The 15,521-nt window shown below is 64.2% G+C and carries 14 protein-coding genes; 9 read left to right on the top strand and 5 right to left on the bottom strand.

What is annotated here, in order from left to right; all coding sequences use genetic code 11:
- Window positions 1-14: 14 nt before the first annotated feature.
- Window positions 15-641, bottom strand: coding sequence for a LysE family translocator (locus G4G71_RS24770; protein WP_169940944.1), 627 nt, complete (start codon window positions 639-641; stop codon window positions 15-17).
- A gap of 11 nt (window positions 642-652) precedes the next feature.
- A complete protein-coding gene (locus tag G4G71_RS24765; RefSeq protein ID WP_240964971.1) occupies window positions 653-961 on the bottom strand; it encodes an arsenate reductase in 309 nt (102 codons plus the stop codon).
- Between the two features lie 212 nt (window positions 962-1,173).
- Between G4G71_RS24765 and G4G71_RS24760 the strand changes: the two genes are divergently transcribed.
- On the top strand, window positions 1,174-2,835 hold the full coding sequence (locus G4G71_RS24760) for a Na+/H+ antiporter (protein ID WP_169940940.1): 1,662 nt from the start codon (window positions 1,174-1,176) through the stop codon (window positions 2,833-2,835).
- A 97-nt stretch (window positions 2,836-2,932) separates the two neighbouring features.
- Here G4G71_RS24760 and dapC read toward each other — a convergent pair whose 3' ends face one another.
- The 3 genes from dapC to map all read right to left on the bottom strand — a co-directional run bounded on the left by dapC (window position 2,933) and on the right by map (window position 7,787).
- Window positions 2,933-4,129 (bottom strand): succinyldiaminopimelate transaminase, encoded by a 1,197-nt coding sequence (gene dapC / locus G4G71_RS24755; protein WP_169940938.1) that lies wholly within the window; start codon window positions 4,127-4,129, stop codon window positions 2,933-2,935.
- A gap of 29 nt (window positions 4,130-4,158) precedes the next feature.
- Window positions 4,159-6,858 (bottom strand): [protein-PII] uridylyltransferase, encoded by a 2,700-nt coding sequence (locus tag G4G71_RS24750; protein ID WP_169940936.1) that lies wholly within the window; start codon window positions 6,856-6,858, stop codon window positions 4,159-4,161.
- 146 nt (window positions 6,859-7,004) lie between these two features.
- Entirely contained in the window at window positions 7,005-7,787 is a 783-nt protein-coding gene (gene map, locus G4G71_RS24745) for a type I methionyl aminopeptidase (protein ID WP_054908325.1), read from the bottom strand.
- A 319-nt stretch (window positions 7,788-8,106) separates the two neighbouring features.
- On the opposite strand from map, the gene rpsB reads away from it, so the two are divergent.
- The 8 genes from rpsB to rseP all read left to right on the top strand — a co-directional run bounded on the left by rpsB (window position 8,107) and on the right by rseP (window position 15,482).
- Window positions 8,107-8,847, top strand: a complete 741-nt coding sequence (gene rpsB / locus G4G71_RS24740; RefSeq protein ID WP_169940934.1) for a 30S ribosomal protein S2 — start codon at window positions 8,107-8,109, stop codon at window positions 8,845-8,847.
- A 125-nt stretch (window positions 8,848-8,972) separates the two neighbouring features.
- Window positions 8,973-9,842, top strand: a complete 870-nt coding sequence (tsf, locus tag G4G71_RS24735) for a translation elongation factor Ts (protein ID WP_169940932.1) — start codon at window positions 8,973-8,975, stop codon at window positions 9,840-9,842.
- Between the two features lie 206 nt (window positions 9,843-10,048).
- On the top strand, window positions 10,049-10,786 hold the full coding sequence (pyrH, locus tag G4G71_RS24730; protein WP_152225037.1) for a UMP kinase: 738 nt from the start codon (window positions 10,049-10,051) through the stop codon (window positions 10,784-10,786).
- Window position 10,787: 1 nt separating this feature from the next.
- A complete protein-coding gene (gene frr / locus G4G71_RS24725) occupies window positions 10,788-11,345 on the top strand; it encodes a ribosome recycling factor (RefSeq protein WP_045210004.1) in 558 nt (185 codons plus the stop codon).
- 16 nt (window positions 11,346-11,361) lie between these two features.
- Entirely contained in the window at window positions 11,362-12,117 is a 756-nt protein-coding gene (uppS, locus tag G4G71_RS24720) for a polyprenyl diphosphate synthase (RefSeq protein ID WP_169940930.1), read from the top strand.
- Window positions 12,111-12,926, top strand: a complete 816-nt coding sequence (locus G4G71_RS24715) for a phosphatidate cytidylyltransferase (RefSeq protein ID WP_169940928.1) — start codon at window positions 12,111-12,113, stop codon at window positions 12,924-12,926. The genes uppS and G4G71_RS24715 overlap by 7 nt, the downstream gene beginning before the upstream one ends.
- Complete coding sequence (ispC, locus tag G4G71_RS24710; RefSeq protein ID WP_169940926.1) at window positions 12,923-14,113, top strand: 1-deoxy-D-xylulose-5-phosphate reductoisomerase; 1,191 nt, start codon at window positions 12,923-12,925, stop codon at window positions 14,111-14,113. Before G4G71_RS24715 ends, ispC begins: the two co-directional genes overlap by 4 nt.
- A gap of 16 nt (window positions 14,114-14,129) precedes the next feature.
- Entirely contained in the window at window positions 14,130-15,482 is a 1,353-nt protein-coding gene (gene rseP, locus G4G71_RS24705) for a sigma E protease regulator RseP (RefSeq protein WP_169940924.1), read from the top strand.
- The last annotated feature ends 39 nt before the right edge of the window (window positions 15,483-15,521 follow it).

Genomic DNA, 15,521 nt, shown 5'->3' with positions numbered 1-15,521 from the left:
AAGAATGAATTCGGTCAGGCCGGACGGCGACTGAGCAGCAGGCCCAGCCCGGCGCTGCCCAGCAGCGCGGCACAACCACGGTTGAACAGGCGCCGTGCGCGTGCGCCGGCGAGCAGCTTGCCGAGGCGGACCCCGGCGAGCCCGTAAAGAGCGATGGCCAGCCATTCCAGCAGCAGGAAGGCAGCGCCGAGTTGGGCGAACTGGGCGCCCACGGCCTGACGCGGATCGACAAACTGCGGCAGGAAGGCGGTGAAGATCAGGATGGCTTTCGGATTTCCAGCCGCAACCAGAAATTCCTGGCGAGCCAGGCGCCACAGGCTGGTGGCGTTAGCCGGGGCGCCATCGACGGACAGGTTAGCTGTCGGCGCGCGCCACAGCTGCACGGCCAGCCACAGCAGGTAGCCGGCGCCCACCAGCTTGATCGCCAGGAACAGCCAGGCCGAGGCCTGCAGCACCAGCGCCAGGCCGGAGGCGGCCAGGGAGAGCATGCCGGCGAAGGCGACCAGCCGACCGCCGCCCGCGACGGTGGCGCGCAGCAGGCCGAAGCGTGCGGCGTTGTTCAGCGACAGCAGGTTGTTCGGTCCCGGCGCCAGGTTCAGGGCGAAGCAGGCAGGGAGGAACAGGGCCCAGGCGATGCTCATCGTGGCAGTGCTCAGGCCAGCGCCGCAGCGTAGGCGTCGGGCTTGAAGCCGACCAGGGTGCGATCACCCAGGTCCAGCACCGGGCGCTTGATCATCGACGGCTGCGCCACCATCAGTTCGATGGCCTTGGCCTGGTCGATATCGGCCTTCTGCGCGTCGTCGAGCTTGCGGAACGTGGTGCCGGCACGGTTCAGGACAGTCTCCCAGCCATGCTCGTTGCACCATTGCTCCAGGTGCGCGCGGTCTATTCCGCTAGTCTTGTAGTCGTGGAAGGCGTAGTCGACGCCATGTTCTTCCAGCCAGGTACGGGCCTTCTTCATGGTGTCGCAGGCTTTGATTCCATACAGCGTCCGCTCGCTCACGGGGCGCTACTCCTTTTCGATGCTTTTTTCAGGCGCGGGATTATGCCATTTCCCAGCGCCTTGCGGGACGCCGCCGGGAGGCCGGCGTGTTGCAACAGTTTTTTGCCCGAAGCGTGGCTGATCCGCTCCGCGATGGGTGTTTCAATGGATGGCTGTGTTGGAGTTCGACGATGCAAACCGTTTACACCGTGTTGATCCTGCTGCTGGTCGTGGGGGGAACCCGGCTCGCCGCTCAACTGATCCCGCTGCCCCTGCCGCTGATCCAGATCGTCGCCGGCGCCATGCTCGCCTGGCCGAGCCTGGGGCTGCACGTGGCGCTCGATCCCGAGCTGTTCATGTTCCTGTTCATCCCGCCGCTGCTGTTCGCCGATGGCTGGCGCATGCCCAAGGGCGAGTTCTGGAGGATGCGCTGGCCGATCCTCACCCTGGCCTTCGCCCTGGTGCTGTTCACCGTGCTCGGCGGCGGCGTCTTCATCCACCTGCTGATTCCCGAGATACCCTGGGCTGCCGCCTTCGCCCTGGCGGCGGTGCTGTCGCCAACCGATGCGCTGGCGGTTTCGGCCATCGCCCAGGACCGCCTTCCCAGGCGCCTGATGCACGTGTTGCAGGGCGAGGCGCTGATGAACGACGCCTCCGGCCTGGTCGCCTTCAAGTTCGCCATCGCTGCTGCCATGACCGGTACTTTCTCGCTGGTGGACGCCAGCCTGAGCTTCCTGCTGGTGGCGGTTGGCGGGCTGGCCTGCGGGGTGTTCATCAGCTGGCTGCTGGGGCGCATTCGCGCCTGGATGATCCGTCGCGGCTGGGATGATCCGGCGACCCACGTGGTGCTGATGCTGCTGTTGCCCTTCGCCTGCTACATGATCGCCGAGGAGCTCGGGGTTTCCGGCATCCTGGCGGCGGTGGCGGCCGGCATGATGCAGAGCTGGGCCGACCTGCTGCCGCGGCAGACCAACACGCGCCTGCTCAACCGCAGCGTCTGGTCGATGCTGGAGTTCGCCTTTAATGGCGTGGTGTTCCTGCTGCTCGGCCTGCAGTTGCCGGACATCCTGAAATCGGTCTCCCACCATGCCGATGACGTGATGTGGCGCTCGTCGCTGCTGCTGTTCTACGTGCTGGCGGTGTTCGCCGTGCTGATCCTGCTGCGTTTCGGCTGGGTCTGGTGCTACTGGAAGGTATCGGTGCGCTTCGAGCAGTGGTGGGGGATAGAGCTGGGCGGGCGTTCGGGCGAGCCGGTGCTGCGGTTGTCGGCAATCTCGGCGCTGGGCGGGGTGCGCGGGGCGGTGACGCTGGCCGGTGTGCTCTCGGTACCGCTGCTGTTGCTAGATGGCTCGGCTTTCCCGCAGCGCGACCTGATCATCTTCATCGCCACCGGGGTGATCCTGGTGTCGCTGATCGCCGCCACCATCGGCCTGCCGATCCTTCTGCGCGGCCTGCCGGCAGCCAGCAATGACCAGCGCGAGCGCGAAGTGCAGTCGGTGTGGCGCAAGACCGCGGCGGCGGCCATCCACATGCTGGAAGGCGAGGAAATGCCCACGCGCGACGGTGCGGATGCCGACGAAGCGGCGCGTCTGGCAGAGGTGAAAGCGCGGCTGATGGCCGAGTATCGCCACGAACTGGACCCGGCGCCGGACTCCCTGGAGGCCCGCGAGCGCGCTCGCAGCCTGGAACTGGCCGATCAGGCGCTGCGCATCAAGGCGTTGCGGGCGCAGCGCCTGGAGCTGTACCGGATGCGTCGTGAGCATGAGATCGACGACGAGACCATGCGCGAGGTGCTGGGCGAGCTGGACAGCCAGGAAGCCTGGGTGACCAGCAAGGCGGGGCGCTGGGTGTAGCAGGACCTTGTAGGAGCGAGCTTGCTCGCGAACAGTTTGGCGCTGGAGCTGCCGGGTAGCTCTGTTCGCGAGCGAGCTCGCTCCTACAGGTGAGGCCTTACAGGCTCTGTACGTACTGCTTGATCCGCTCGGCCGCTTCCACGCACTCAGCCAGCGGAGCCACAAGCGCCATGCGTACTCGGTTAGCGCCGGGGTTCTCGCCGTTCACTTCGCGGGACAGGTAGGAGCCCGGCACCACGGTGACGTGCTGCTGGTCGAACAGGCCGCGGCAGAACTCGGTGTCGGCAACCGGAGTTTTCGCCCACAGGTAGAAGCTGCCGTCCGGGCGCTGCACGTCGAGCACTCCGCCGAGGATGTCCAGCACGGCATCGAACTTCTCGCGGTACAGGTCGCGGTTGGCGCGCACGTGGTCTTCGTCCTTCCAGGCCGCGACACTGGCCAGTTGGGTCTGAACCGGCATGGCGCAGCCGTGGTAGGTGCGGTACAGGAGGAATTTCTTCAGTACCTCGGCATCGCCGGCGACGAAGCCCGAGCGCAGGCCCGGCAGGTTGGAGCGCTTGGAGAGGCTGTGGAACACCACGCAGCGCTTGAAGTCCGAGCGGCCCAGTTCGGCGCAGGCGGTCAGCAGGCCGGCCGGCGGGTTCTGCTCGTCGAAGTACAGCTCGCTGTAGCACTCGTCGGCGGCGATCACGAAGTCGTGCTCGTCGGCCAGGGCGATCAGCTTCTTCAGGGTTTCCAGCGGCACCAGCGCACCGGTGGGGTTGCCCGGCGAGCAGAGGAAGAGAATCTGGCAGCGTGCCCAGATGTCCGCCGGTACGGCGTCGAAGTCCGGGTTGAAGCCGTTGTCTTCCAGGCACGGCAGGTAGTGCGGCTCGGCGCCGGCCAGCAGGGCCGCGCCTTCGTAGATCTGGTAGAACGGGTTCGGGCTGATCACCAGGCCCTTGGCGTTGCGGTCGACCACGGTCTGGGTGAAAGCGAACAGCGCTTCGCGGGTGCCGTTCACCGGCAGCACGTGGCGCGCAGCGTCCAGCCAGCCGGCCGGTACCTTGAAGCGGCGCTCGCACCAGGCGGCAATGGCCTCGCGCAGCGCAGGGATGCCCAGGGTGGTCGGATAGACGGCCAACTGGTCGAGGCTATCGGCCAGGGCCTTGGCGACGAACTCCGGCGAGCGGTGCTTGGGTTCGCCGATGGACAGCGCGATCGGCTTCAGCTCCGCCGGCGGCTGGGCGCCGGCCAGCAGGGCGCGGAGCTTCTCGAAGGGGTAGGGCTGGAGCGAGTCGAGGGCAGGATTCATGGGCAAGGCTCTTTCTTTCTAAAGTCTGACTAAATGCTGATGCGTACCGGCATGCTCTGCTGGCCGCCGTCGGAAAGGATATCGACCAGGGCGGTCTGGATGCGCTTGCACAGCTCGGGGTCGGAGAGCGGCTGGTTGTGCGCATCGGTGACGAAGAACACGTCTTCCACGCGTTCGCCCAGGGTGGCGATCTTGGCGTTCTGCACCGACAGGTCGAAGTCCAGGAACAGCCCGCCGATCCGCGCGAGCAGGCCGGGGCGGTCCGGTGCTATCACTTCGAGCACGCTGACCTGGCGCGCCGCGTCGGTGGAGATAGTCACCTGCGGGTTGAAGGCGAAGTGCTTGAGCTGGCGCGGGACGCGGCGCTGGATGATGGTCGGGTATTCGTCCGGGTCCTTCAGGGCGTTGACCAATCCCTCGCGAATTTCCTCGACTCGGGACGGATTGTTGCCGATCGAGCCGCCATCTGCGTCGAGCACTATGTAGGTGTCGAGGGTGAACAGGCTGGTCGAAGTGATGATTCGCGCGTCCTGAATGTTCAGGTTGAGCTGGTCCATCGCGGCCACGGTCACGGCGAAGAAGTCATGCTGGTCGCCGGCATAGATGAAGATCTGCGTGCCACCCTCGAATTCGCGCTGGGCTGTTTCCTTGATCAGCACCAGCGGCGTGCCGTCGTCCGGGTGCTGGAGGATCGCCTCGGTATGCCAGGCGACGTCGGCGGCGGTGTGGCGCAGGAAGTAGTCGTCGCCCAGCTGGCTCCAGAGCTGCTCGGCGTCGTCCTGGTCGATACCGCCGCGCACCAGGATGTCGATGGCAGCGCTCTGTGTCTGGCGAATCTGCTCTTCGCGGTCCACCGGGTTCTCCAGGCCGCGGCGCAGGGCGCGCTTGGTCTCGGTGTAGAGCTGGCGCAGCAGGCTGGCGCGCCAGGAGTTCCATAGGGTCGGGTTGGTGGCGTTGATGTCGGCGACGGTAAGTACGTAGAGGTAGTCCAGGTAGGTCTGGTTGCCCATCAACTGGGCGAAATCGTAGATCACCTGCGGGTCGGACAGGTCCTTGCGCTGGGCCGTGGTGGACATGATCAGGTGGTTCTGCACCAGCCAGGACACCAGGTTGGTGTCCCACGGCGGCAACTGGTGGCGCTGGCAGAAGTGCTCGGCGTCCACCGCGCCCAGTTCCGAGTGGTCGCCGCCACGGCCCTTGGCGATGTCGTGGTAGAGACCGGCGATGTAGATCAGCTCGGGCTTGGGCAGGCGCTCCATGATCTTGCTGGCCAGCGGGTACTTCTCCGCCATGTCCGGGCGGCGCAGCTTGCGCAGGTGCTTGATCAGGTTGAGGGTGTGCGCGTCCACCGTATAGATGTGGAACAGGTCGTGCTGCATCTGCCCGACAATCAGACCGAACTCCGGCAGGTAGCGGCCGAGGATGCCGTAGCGGTTCATCCGCCGCAGGTTGCGGTGGATGCCTTCCTTGCACTTGAACAGCTCGATGAACAGGCTGGTGTTGCGGATGTCGTGGCGGAAGTCGTCGTCGATCAGGTGGCGGCTGTCGCGCAGCAGCCGGATCGTATCGGCGCGCACGCCCTTGATCTCGGGGTGCTGGGCGAGCAGCACGAAGATTTCCAGCAGGGCGAACGGGGTGCGCTTGAAGACGTTGGCGTGGGTGACTTCCAGGTAGCCGTCGCGCAGCTGGAAACGGCTGTTGAGCGACTGGATCTGGCCGTTCTCGCCGGCCCGCAGAATCACTTCCTCGAAGTGCTGGGTGATCAGGTCGTTCAACTCGGACACCGCCATCACCACGCGGTAGTACTTCTGCATGAAGCGCTCGACGGCCAGCTTGGCGTCGTTGCCTTCATAGCCGAGCATCCCGGCAATACGCCGCTGGTGATCGAACAGCAGGCGGTCTTCGGCGCGGCCGGCGAGCATGTGCAGGGCGTAGCGGACTTTCCAGAGGAATTCCTGGCTGGAGGCCAGCACCGCGCATTCGCTCTCGACCAGGAACCCCTCGCGCACCAGCGCGTGCAGGTTGAGGCTGCCGAAATGCCGGCGGGCGACCCAGAGCAGCGTCTGAATGTCGCGCAGGCCGCCGGGCGAGCCCTTCACGTTGGGTTCGAGGTTGTATTCGGTGTCGTTGTATTTGGTGTGGCGGTGAATCTGTTCCTTGCGCTTGGCCAGGTAGAACTGGCCGCTGGGCCACATCTGCTTGGCGCTGGTGGCTTCGAGCATGCGCTGGCGCAGGCTGTCCGGGCCGGAGATGGTCCGGCACTCCATCAGGTTGGTGACCACGGTGAGGTCGGCGCGCGCTTCCTCGGCACACTCGGCCACGGAGCGCACGCTCTGGCCGACTTCCAGGCCGATGTCCCACAGCAGGGTGAGGAAGCCTTCGATGGGCTCGCGGAAAATCTCCTGGTCTTCGCTGTCCAGCAGGATCAGCAGGTCGATGTCCGAGTGCGGGTGCAACTCGCCGCGGCCATAACCGCCCACGGCGACCAGCGCGATGTCGGCGTCGTCGCCCCAGTCGAAGCGATTCCAGGCCTGCTGCAGGATCTGGTCGACGAACCAGGCGCGATCCTCGATCAGTCGGCGGATGTCGCGGCCGCCGTTGAAGCGGCTATCCAGCACTTCGTTGGCCTGACGAATGGCCTTCTTGAAGGCGGCGATGGGGCTGGATTTGAGGGCCAGTTCCGCCTGGAACTGCCCACGGTCGAACAACTCGGGATCCACCTGCGGCATGGCGGCCTTCCTGATCAATGGCTTAGGGGAGGGCAGGGGCAAGAGGGCGGTCGGGCCTGGGCGCTTGGCGCCAGGCCCGGCGGCTGTGCCGGGCCGGGATTTCTATGTTCTACCCAGCCGTCGGCGAGATTGCAAACCGCTTCCGGTCAGGCCGGCGTGCGCGGGAAGCTTTCGTCGTTGCGCAGGGTCAGGATCTCGTAGCCGTCAGCGGTGACCAGCACCGTGTGCTCCCACTGCGCGGACAGCTTGCGGTCCTTGGTGATGGCGGTCCAGCCGTCGCCCAGCAGGCGGGTTTCCGGGCGGCCCTGGTTGATCATCGGCTCGATGGTGAAGATCATGCCTTCCTTGAGTTCCAGGCCGGTGCCGGCGCGGCCGTAGTGCAGCACCTGCGGCTCCTCGTGGAATACCTTGCCGATGCCGTGGCCGCAATACTCGCGCACCACGGAGAAGCCGTTCTTCTCGGCGTATTTCTGGATCACTTCGCCGATGTCGCCCAGGCGTGCGCCCGGTTTGACCAGCGCAATGCCCTTGTACAGGCATTCCTGGGTGATCTGGCAGAGGCGGTCAGCCCATTCCGGGGTCTTGCCCACCGAGAACATCTTGCTGGTGTCGCCGTGGTAGCCGTCCTTGATGACGGTGACATCGATGTTGACGATGTCGCCTTCCTTGAGCGGCTTCTCATTGGGAATGCCGTGGCACACCACGTGGTTGATCGAGGTGCAGATCGACTTGGGGAAGCCCTTGTAGTTCAGCGGCGCGGGAATGGCCTTCTGCACATTGACGATGTAGTCGTGGCAGAGACGGTCCAGCTCATCGGTGGTGACGCCGGGCTTGACGTGTTCGCCGATCATTTCCAGCACTTCGGCGGCCAGGCGGCCGGCGACGCGCATTTTCTCGATGTCTTCGGGCGTCTTGATGGTGACGGTCATGCGACTTCTCTATCAGGCGCTGCGTACGCGCGGGTAAATAAGAGGAATACGCAAGTCTATCAGATTTGGCGCTCTCCTATTAAGGGCGGCCGGCCGACGGGGCTGCTCAAACGAGGCGGTGGGGGAGGTGCCGGGCGTCCTTCCGGGTTTTGTTCTGGCCGAGGTTGTGGTATAAAGCGCCCCGCTCTGGAGGCTACGGCCATTCCGGGGCATTAACCCACACATGCATCGACACGATGGCCTGGGTGCCCTGCGACACAGTCGAGGGGTTGGCCGTTGGGATGCATGGAGGCCTAACCCGACTTATCGAGGAACTATCATGTCCCAAGTCAATATGCGCGATATGCTGAAGGCCGGTGTGCACTTCGGCCACCAGACCCGTTACTGGAACCCGAAAATGGGCAAGTTCATTTTCGGCGCGCGCAACAAGATCCACATCATCAACCTCGAAAAAACCCTGCCGATGTTCAACGAGGCACTGACCTTCGTTGAGCGCCTGGCCCAGGGCAAGAACAAGATCCTGTTCGTCGGCACCAAGCGTTCCGCCGGCAAGATCGTTCGCGAAGAAGCTGCCCGTTGTGGCATGCCGTACGTCGACCACCGTTGGCTGGGCGGCATGCTCACCAACTACAAGACCATCCGTCAGTCGATCAAACGTCTGCGCGAGCTGGAAGTTCAGTCCCAGGACGGTACTTTCGCCAAGCTGACCAAGAAAGAAGCCCTGATGCGCAGCCGTGATCTGGAAAAACTGGATCGCAGCCTGGGCGGCATCAAAGACATGGGCGGCCTGCCGGACGCTCTGTTCGTCGTCGACGTTGACCACGAGCGCATCGCTATCACCGAAGCCAACAAGCTGGGCATCCCGGTCATCGGCATCGTCGATACCAACAGCAGCCCGGAAGGCGTTGACTATGTTATCCCGGGTAACGACGACGCCATTCGCGCCGTACAGCTGTACCTGGGCTCCATGGCCGAAGCCGTACTGCGTGGCAAGAACGCCGGCGGCGTGACTGCTGACGAGTTCGTCGAAGAAGCACCGGCCGAATCCGCCGAAGGCTGATTCCAGGACGTCCAGACGTCCTACGGTGAGCAGGAAGGGGGCTAGGCCCCCTTTTTGCCACCCCGAACATTCCGCCCGGGTATCCGGGCGATCTGGTTTTGAGAGCAACTCAAGAGGATTTCGAAATGGCAGAAATTACTGCAGCACTGGTCAAGGAACTGCGTGAGCGTACCGGCCAGGGCATGATGGAGTGCAAAAAGGCACTGGTAGCCGCTGAAGGCGACATCGAAAAAGCCATCGACGATATGCGCGCTTCCGGCGCCATCAAGGCTGCCAAAAAGGCTGGCAACATCGCTGCCGAAGGCGCCATCGCCGCCAAAGTGGCTGACGATGCCAAGTCCGCCACCATCATCGAAGTCAACTCGCAGACCGACTTCCTGGCCCTGCAGGACGACTTCAAGAACTTCGTGGCTGCCAGCCTGGAAAAGGCCGTTGCTCAGAAGCTGACCGATGCTGCCCCGCTGATCGCCGAGCAAGAGCCGGCCCGTGAGGCCCTGGTTGCCAAGTGCGGCGAGAACGTCAACATCCGTCGTCTGGCTCGCGTAGAAGGTGACGTGGTGGGTGCTTACCTGCACGGCCACCGCATCGGCGTTCTGGTTACCCTGAAGGGTGGCAACGCTGAACTGGCTCGCGACATCGCCATGCACGTCGCTGCCAGCAACCCGCAGTTCCTCGATCCGTCGCAGGTTTCCGAAGAAGCCGTTGCCAAAGAGAAGGAAATCTTCCTCGCTCTGAACGCCGACAAGATCGCTGGCAAGCCGGAAAACATCGTCGAGAACATGGTCAAAGGCCGTATCTCGAAGTTCCTGGCCGAAGCCAGCCTGGTCGAGCAAGCGTTCGTCAAGGATCCGGAAGTCAAGGTCGGTGACCTGGCCAAGAAAGCCGGTGCCGAGATCGTTTCCTTCGTTCGTTACGAAGTAGGCGAAGGCATCGAGAAAGTCGAAGCCGACTTTGCTGCCGAGGTTGCTGCTCAAGTAGCCGCTTCCAAGCAGTAATAGACAGTCTCACGACTGTCGCCCCGCAAGAGGCTGCCCGCTAACGCGCGCGGCCTCTTTGCCAAACTGGGGAAGCCAAAAGGGGTGGTTTCCACGGCCCGCGCCCGCAAGGCGGGTTTAAAGGCGCCGTAAGGCTGGCTGGTCCAAGCTTTCCGCAAAGCGCCCACAAGGCGCATAGCATTCAATCGCCGCAGGAGAAAAAGGTCATGGCTCAGCAGCTGAGCGCTCGTCAACCTCGCTATAAACGCATTCTTCTAAAACTGAGCGGCGAAGCCCTGATGGGTGCCGAGGAGTTCGGCATCGATCCCAAGGTGCTGGATCGCATGGCGCTGGAGATCGGTCAACTCGTCGGCATCGGCGTGCAGGTCGGTCTGGTGATCGGCGGCGGCAACCTGTTCCGTGGCGCGGCGCTGTCCGCGGCCGGCATGGACCGCGTCACCGGCGACCACATGGGCATGCTTGCCACCGTGATGAACGGCCTGGCCATGCGCGACGCCCTGGAGCGTTCCAATATCACCGCCATCGTCATGTCCGCCATTTCCATGGTCGGCGTGACTGATCACTACGACCGTCGCAAGGCCATGCGCCACCTCAAGAGCGGCGAAGTGGTGATCTTCTCCGCTGGTACCGGCAACCCGTTCTTCACCACCGACTCTGCCGCCTGCCTGCGCGCCATCGAAATAGATGCTGACGTAGTACTCAAGGCGACCAAGGTGGACGGCGTGTACACTGCCGACCCGTTCAAGGACCCGAATGCCGAGAAGTTCGAGCGTCTGACGTACGATGAAGTGCTCGATCGCAAGCTGGGGGTGATGGACCTCACCGCCATCTGCCTGTGCCGGGACCAGAAAATGCCGCTGCGCGTGTTCAACATGAACAAGCCCGGCGCGCTGCTGAATATTGTTGTAGGTGGTGCTGAAGGCACCCTGATCGAGGAGGATTGAGATGATCAACGAGATCAAGAAGGAAGCACAGGATCGTATGGGTAAAACCCTGGAAGCCCTGGGTCATGCCTTCGCCAAGATTCGTACCGGCCGTGCGCACCCGAGCATCCTGGATAGCGTGATGGTGTCCTACTATGGCTCCGACACTCCGCTGCGCCAGGTGGCCAACGTCACTGTGGAAGACTCCCGCACCCTGGCTCTCAGCGTCTTCGACAAGAGCATGATCCAGGCGGTCGAGAAGGCCATCATGACCTCCGACCTGGGCCTGAACCCGGCGACCGCCGGTACCACCATCCGCGTGCCGATGCCGGCCCTGACCGAGGAAACCCGCAAGGGCTTCACCAAGCAGGCCCGTGCCGAGGCCGAACAGGCTCGCGTCTCCGTGCGCAACATTCGCCGCGATGCGCTGGCCCAGCTGAAAGACCTGCAGAAAGAGAAGGAAATCAGCGAGGACGAAGAGCGCCGCGCCGGTGACGACGTGCAGAAGATTACCGACAAGTTCGTCGCCGAGATCGAAAAGGCCCTCGAGGCCAAGGAAGCGGATCTGATGGCCGTCTGACGGCCGGGCTCTCGTCATGGAAAAGACCAAGCAGGTGACGCCCGTGCCCCGGCACGTGGCGATCATCATGGACGGCAACAACCGCTGGGCGAAGAAGCGTCGGATGCCTGGCGTGGCCGGGCACAAGGCCGGTGTGGATGCCGTTCGTGCGGTGATCAAGACCTGCGCCGAGGCCGGCGTCGAAGTGTTGACGTTGTTCGCCTTCTCCAGCGAGAACTGGCAGCGCCCGGCCGAAGAGGTCGGTGCGCTGATGGAGCTGTTCCTCATGGCCCTGCGCCGCGAGGTTCGCAAGCTCAGCGCCAATGGCATCCGTCTGCGCATCATCGGCGATCGCAGCCGCTTCGCCCCTGAATTGCAGGCGGCGATGCGCGAGGCTGAGGCGCTGACGGCCAATGGTGCCAGCATGTTGCTGCAGGTGGCGGCCAACTATGGTGGCCAGTGGGACATCACCCAGGCCGCACAGCGCCTTGCTCGCGAAGTGCAGGCGGGTCATCTGGCGCCGGACGATATTTCCCCGGAATTGATCCAGGGTTGCCTGACCACCGGCGATCAGCCGTTGCCCGACCTGTGCATCCGCACGGGCGGCGAGCACCGCATCAGCAACTTCCTTCTCTGGCAGCTGGCTTACGCCGAGCTGTATTTCTCCGATCTCTACTGGCCCGACTTCAAGCACGAAGCCATGCAGGCTGCGTTGCAGGACTTCGCCTCTCGTCAGCGCCGCTTCGGCAAGACCAGTGAGCAGGTCGAGGCCGAGGCACCTCCCTCATGTTGAAACAACGAATCATCACGGCGCTGATCCTGTTGCCAATCGCGCTGGGTGGTTTCTTCCTGCTCGACGGTGCGGCGTTCTCGCTGTTCATTGGTCTGGTAGTCAGCCTGGGGGCCTGGGAATGGGCGCGCCTGGCTGGTTACAACGAGCAGTCCGCCCGCGTCGGCTATGCCGCGGTGGTTGCCGGGTTGATGCTGGTGCTGGCCTGGTTGCCGCAACTGGCGGGCGCCGTGCTGGTTCTGGCGCTGCTCTGGTGGGCGCTGGCGATCGTGATGGTGCTGACTTACCCGGACAGCGCGTCGAGCTGGGGCGGCCGCTGGCGTCGCCTGCTGATCGGCCTGCTGATCCTGCTGCCGGCCTGGCAAGGGCTGGTGTTGCTCAAGCAATGGCAGCTGTCGAACTGGCTGATCGTTGCCGTGATGGTGCTGGTCTGGGCTGCCGACATCGGTGCCTACTTCTCCGGCAAGGCTTTCGGCAAGCGCAAGCTCGCCCCGCGCGTCAGCCCGGGCAAGAGCTGGGAAGGCTTCTTCGGCGGCATGGCGCTTTGCCTGGCGATCACCGTCGTTGTCGCCATCTACCGCGATTGGACCGTCCGTGAGTTGCTGCTGGCGCTGCCGTGTGCGGCCATCGTGGTGGCTCTGTCGGTCATCGGCGATCTCACCGAGAGCATGTTCAAGCGCCAGTCAGGCCTCAAGGACAGTAGCAACCTGCTGCCGGGCCATGGCGGCGTGCTGGACCGTATCGACAGCCTGACCGCTGCGATTCCGGTGTTCACCGCGCTGTTGTGGGCCGTGGGCTGGGGTGCTCCGTGAGTCATCCGCAGTGGATTACCGTGCTGGGGGCGACGGGTTCGATCGGTCTCAGCACCCTCGACGTCATCGGACGTCACCCTGATCGTTACCGCGTCTTCGCCCTCAGCGGCTTTTCCCGTCTGGCAGAGCTCGAAGCGCTATGTGTACGCCATCGCCCGCGCTTTGTCGTGGTGCCGGAGAAGGAGCAGGCGCAGGCCCTTCAGGATCGCCTGAGTTCCGCTGGCCTGCAGGCTCGCGTGCTGGTGGGCGAGGCCGGGCTGTGCGAGGTTTCCGCGCATCCTGAAGTGGATGCGGTGATGGCCGCCATCGTCGGTGCTGCCGGACTCAAGCCCACTCTGGCCGCCGTCGAGGCGGGCAAGCGGGTCTTGTTGGCCAACAAGGAGGCGTTGGTGATGTCCGGCGCCCTGTTCATGGATGCCGTGCGTGCCAGCGGCGCAGTGCTGCTGCCCATCGACAGCGAACACAACGCGATCTTCCAGTGCATGCCGGCGGATTACGCTCGCGGACTGGGGCAGGTCGGCGTTCGCCGTATCCTGCTGACCGCCTCGGGTGGCCCGTTCCGCGAAACGCCGCTGGAGCAGCTGCTCGAGGTTTCCCCGGAGCAGGCCTGCGCGCATCCGAACTGGTCGATGGGGCGGAAGATTTCCGTCGACTCGGCCAGCATGATGAACAAGGGGCTGGAGCTGATCGAGGCCTGCTGGCTGTTCGACGCAGCGCCGTCGAAGGTCGAGGTAGTGATCCATCCGCAGAGCGTGATTCATTCGCTGGTGGACTACGTTGACGGCTCCGTGCTGGCCCAGCTGGGCAATCCGGACATGCGCACCCCCATCGCCCATGCGCTGGCCTGGCCGCAGCGGATCGATTCCGGGGTTTCGCCGCTGGATCTGTTCTCCATCGCTCGCCTGGACTTCAGTGCGCCCGACGAACAGCGTTTCCCCTGTCTGCGCCTGGCGCGTCAGGCCGCCGAGGCAGGTGGCAGCGTGCCGGCGATGCTCAATGCGGCAAACGAAGTGGCCGTTGCGGCGTTCCTCGAGCGGCGCATCCGCTTCACGGATATCCCGGTTATCATCGACGAAGTGCTGAACCGCGAGGCGCACACACCGGTCGAATCGCTCGATGCGGTGCTGGTGGCAGACCGACGTGCACGCGGTGCGGCGCAGGCGTGGTTGCAGGAGCGCGGGCATTGAGCCCGAGGAGGTAGCGATGAGCGCCCTTTATATGGTGGTGGGACTGATTGTCGCCCTGGGCGTATTGGTCACCTTCCACGAGTTCGGACACTTCTGGGTCGCCCGCCGCTGCGGGGTCAAGGTCCTGCGCTTCTCCGTGGGCTTTGGCACGCCGCTGGTGCGCTGGCATGATCGCCACGGCACCGAGTTCGTCGTCGCCGCCATTCCCCTGGGCGGCTACGTGAAAATGCTGGACGAGCGCGAGGGCGATGTTCCCGCCGAGCTGCTCGACCGCGCCTTCAACCGCAAGACCGTATTCCAGCGCATAGCCATCGTTGCGGCGGGTCCGATCGCCAACTTCCTGCTGGCCATCCTGTTCTTCTGGGTTCTGGCCATGCTGGGCAGCCAGCAGATCAAGCCGATCATCGGCTCCGTGGTGGCGAACAGTCCTGCGGCCATCGCCGGTCTGGCGTCCGGCCAGGAGGTCGTTGCCGTGGACGGCGAATCCGTCGATGGCTGGAGCGGTGTCAACTTGCAGCTGGTGCGCCGCCTCGGTGAAACGGGCGAGCTGAGCGTCACGGTGCTGGATAAGGGTTCGAGCGTTCCCGCGGTGCACCAGGTGCGCATCAGTTCCTGGCTGAAGAACGAAGACAATCCCGATCCTATCGGTGGATTGGGGATCCAGCCCTGGCGACCCTCTGTCGCACCGCTGATTGCCGAGCTGGACGAAAAGGGCCCTGCCAAGGCTGCCGGCCTGCAGATCGGTGACCGGATCGTCACTCTTGATGGTCAGCAGGTCACGGATTGGCAAGAAGTGGTCTCGCGGGTTCGTTCCATGCCGGAGGGCAAGGTGACCCTGGAGGTCGAGCGCGCCGGACGGAACCAGGAGCTTGCCCTGACCCTGGCGGCCAAAGGCGAGGGCAAGGCCCGCACCGGCTACCTGGGCGCGGGTGTCGCCGGTGGTCAATGGCCGCCCGAAATGCTCCGCGAAGTGAGCTACGGGCCGGTGGCCGCGGTTGGGCAGGCGCTCTCCCGAACCTGGTCCATGAGCCTGCTAACTCTGGATTCTCTAAAGAAAATGGTGCTCGGGCAGCTCTCGGTAAAAAACTTGAGCGGGCCGATAACCATTGCTAAAGTGGCGGGCGCTTCAGCCCAGTCCGGCGTAGGGGATTTTCTGCATTTCCTCGCCTATCTGAGCATCAGCTTGGGGGTTCTCAACCTGTTGCCGATTCCCGTCCTCGATGGCGGGCATCTGCTGTTCTACGTGGTCGAGTGGGTGCGAGGTCGCCCATTGTCGGAGCGGGTCCAGGCTTGGGGGATGCAGATTGGCATCAGCCTGGTAGTCGGGGTCATGTTGTTGGCCCTGGTCAACGATCTGAGTCGACTGTAACCGCCATTGGATTTTCGGATCTGCCGCCTTTTGCGGCAG

The sequence above is a fragment of the Pseudomonas multiresinivorans genome, assembly GCF_012971725.1.
Taxonomy (GTDB): domain Bacteria; phylum Pseudomonadota; class Gammaproteobacteria; order Pseudomonadales; family Pseudomonadaceae; genus Pseudomonas; species Pseudomonas multiresinivorans.
This window is presented reverse-complemented; position numbering and strand designations above follow the sequence as displayed.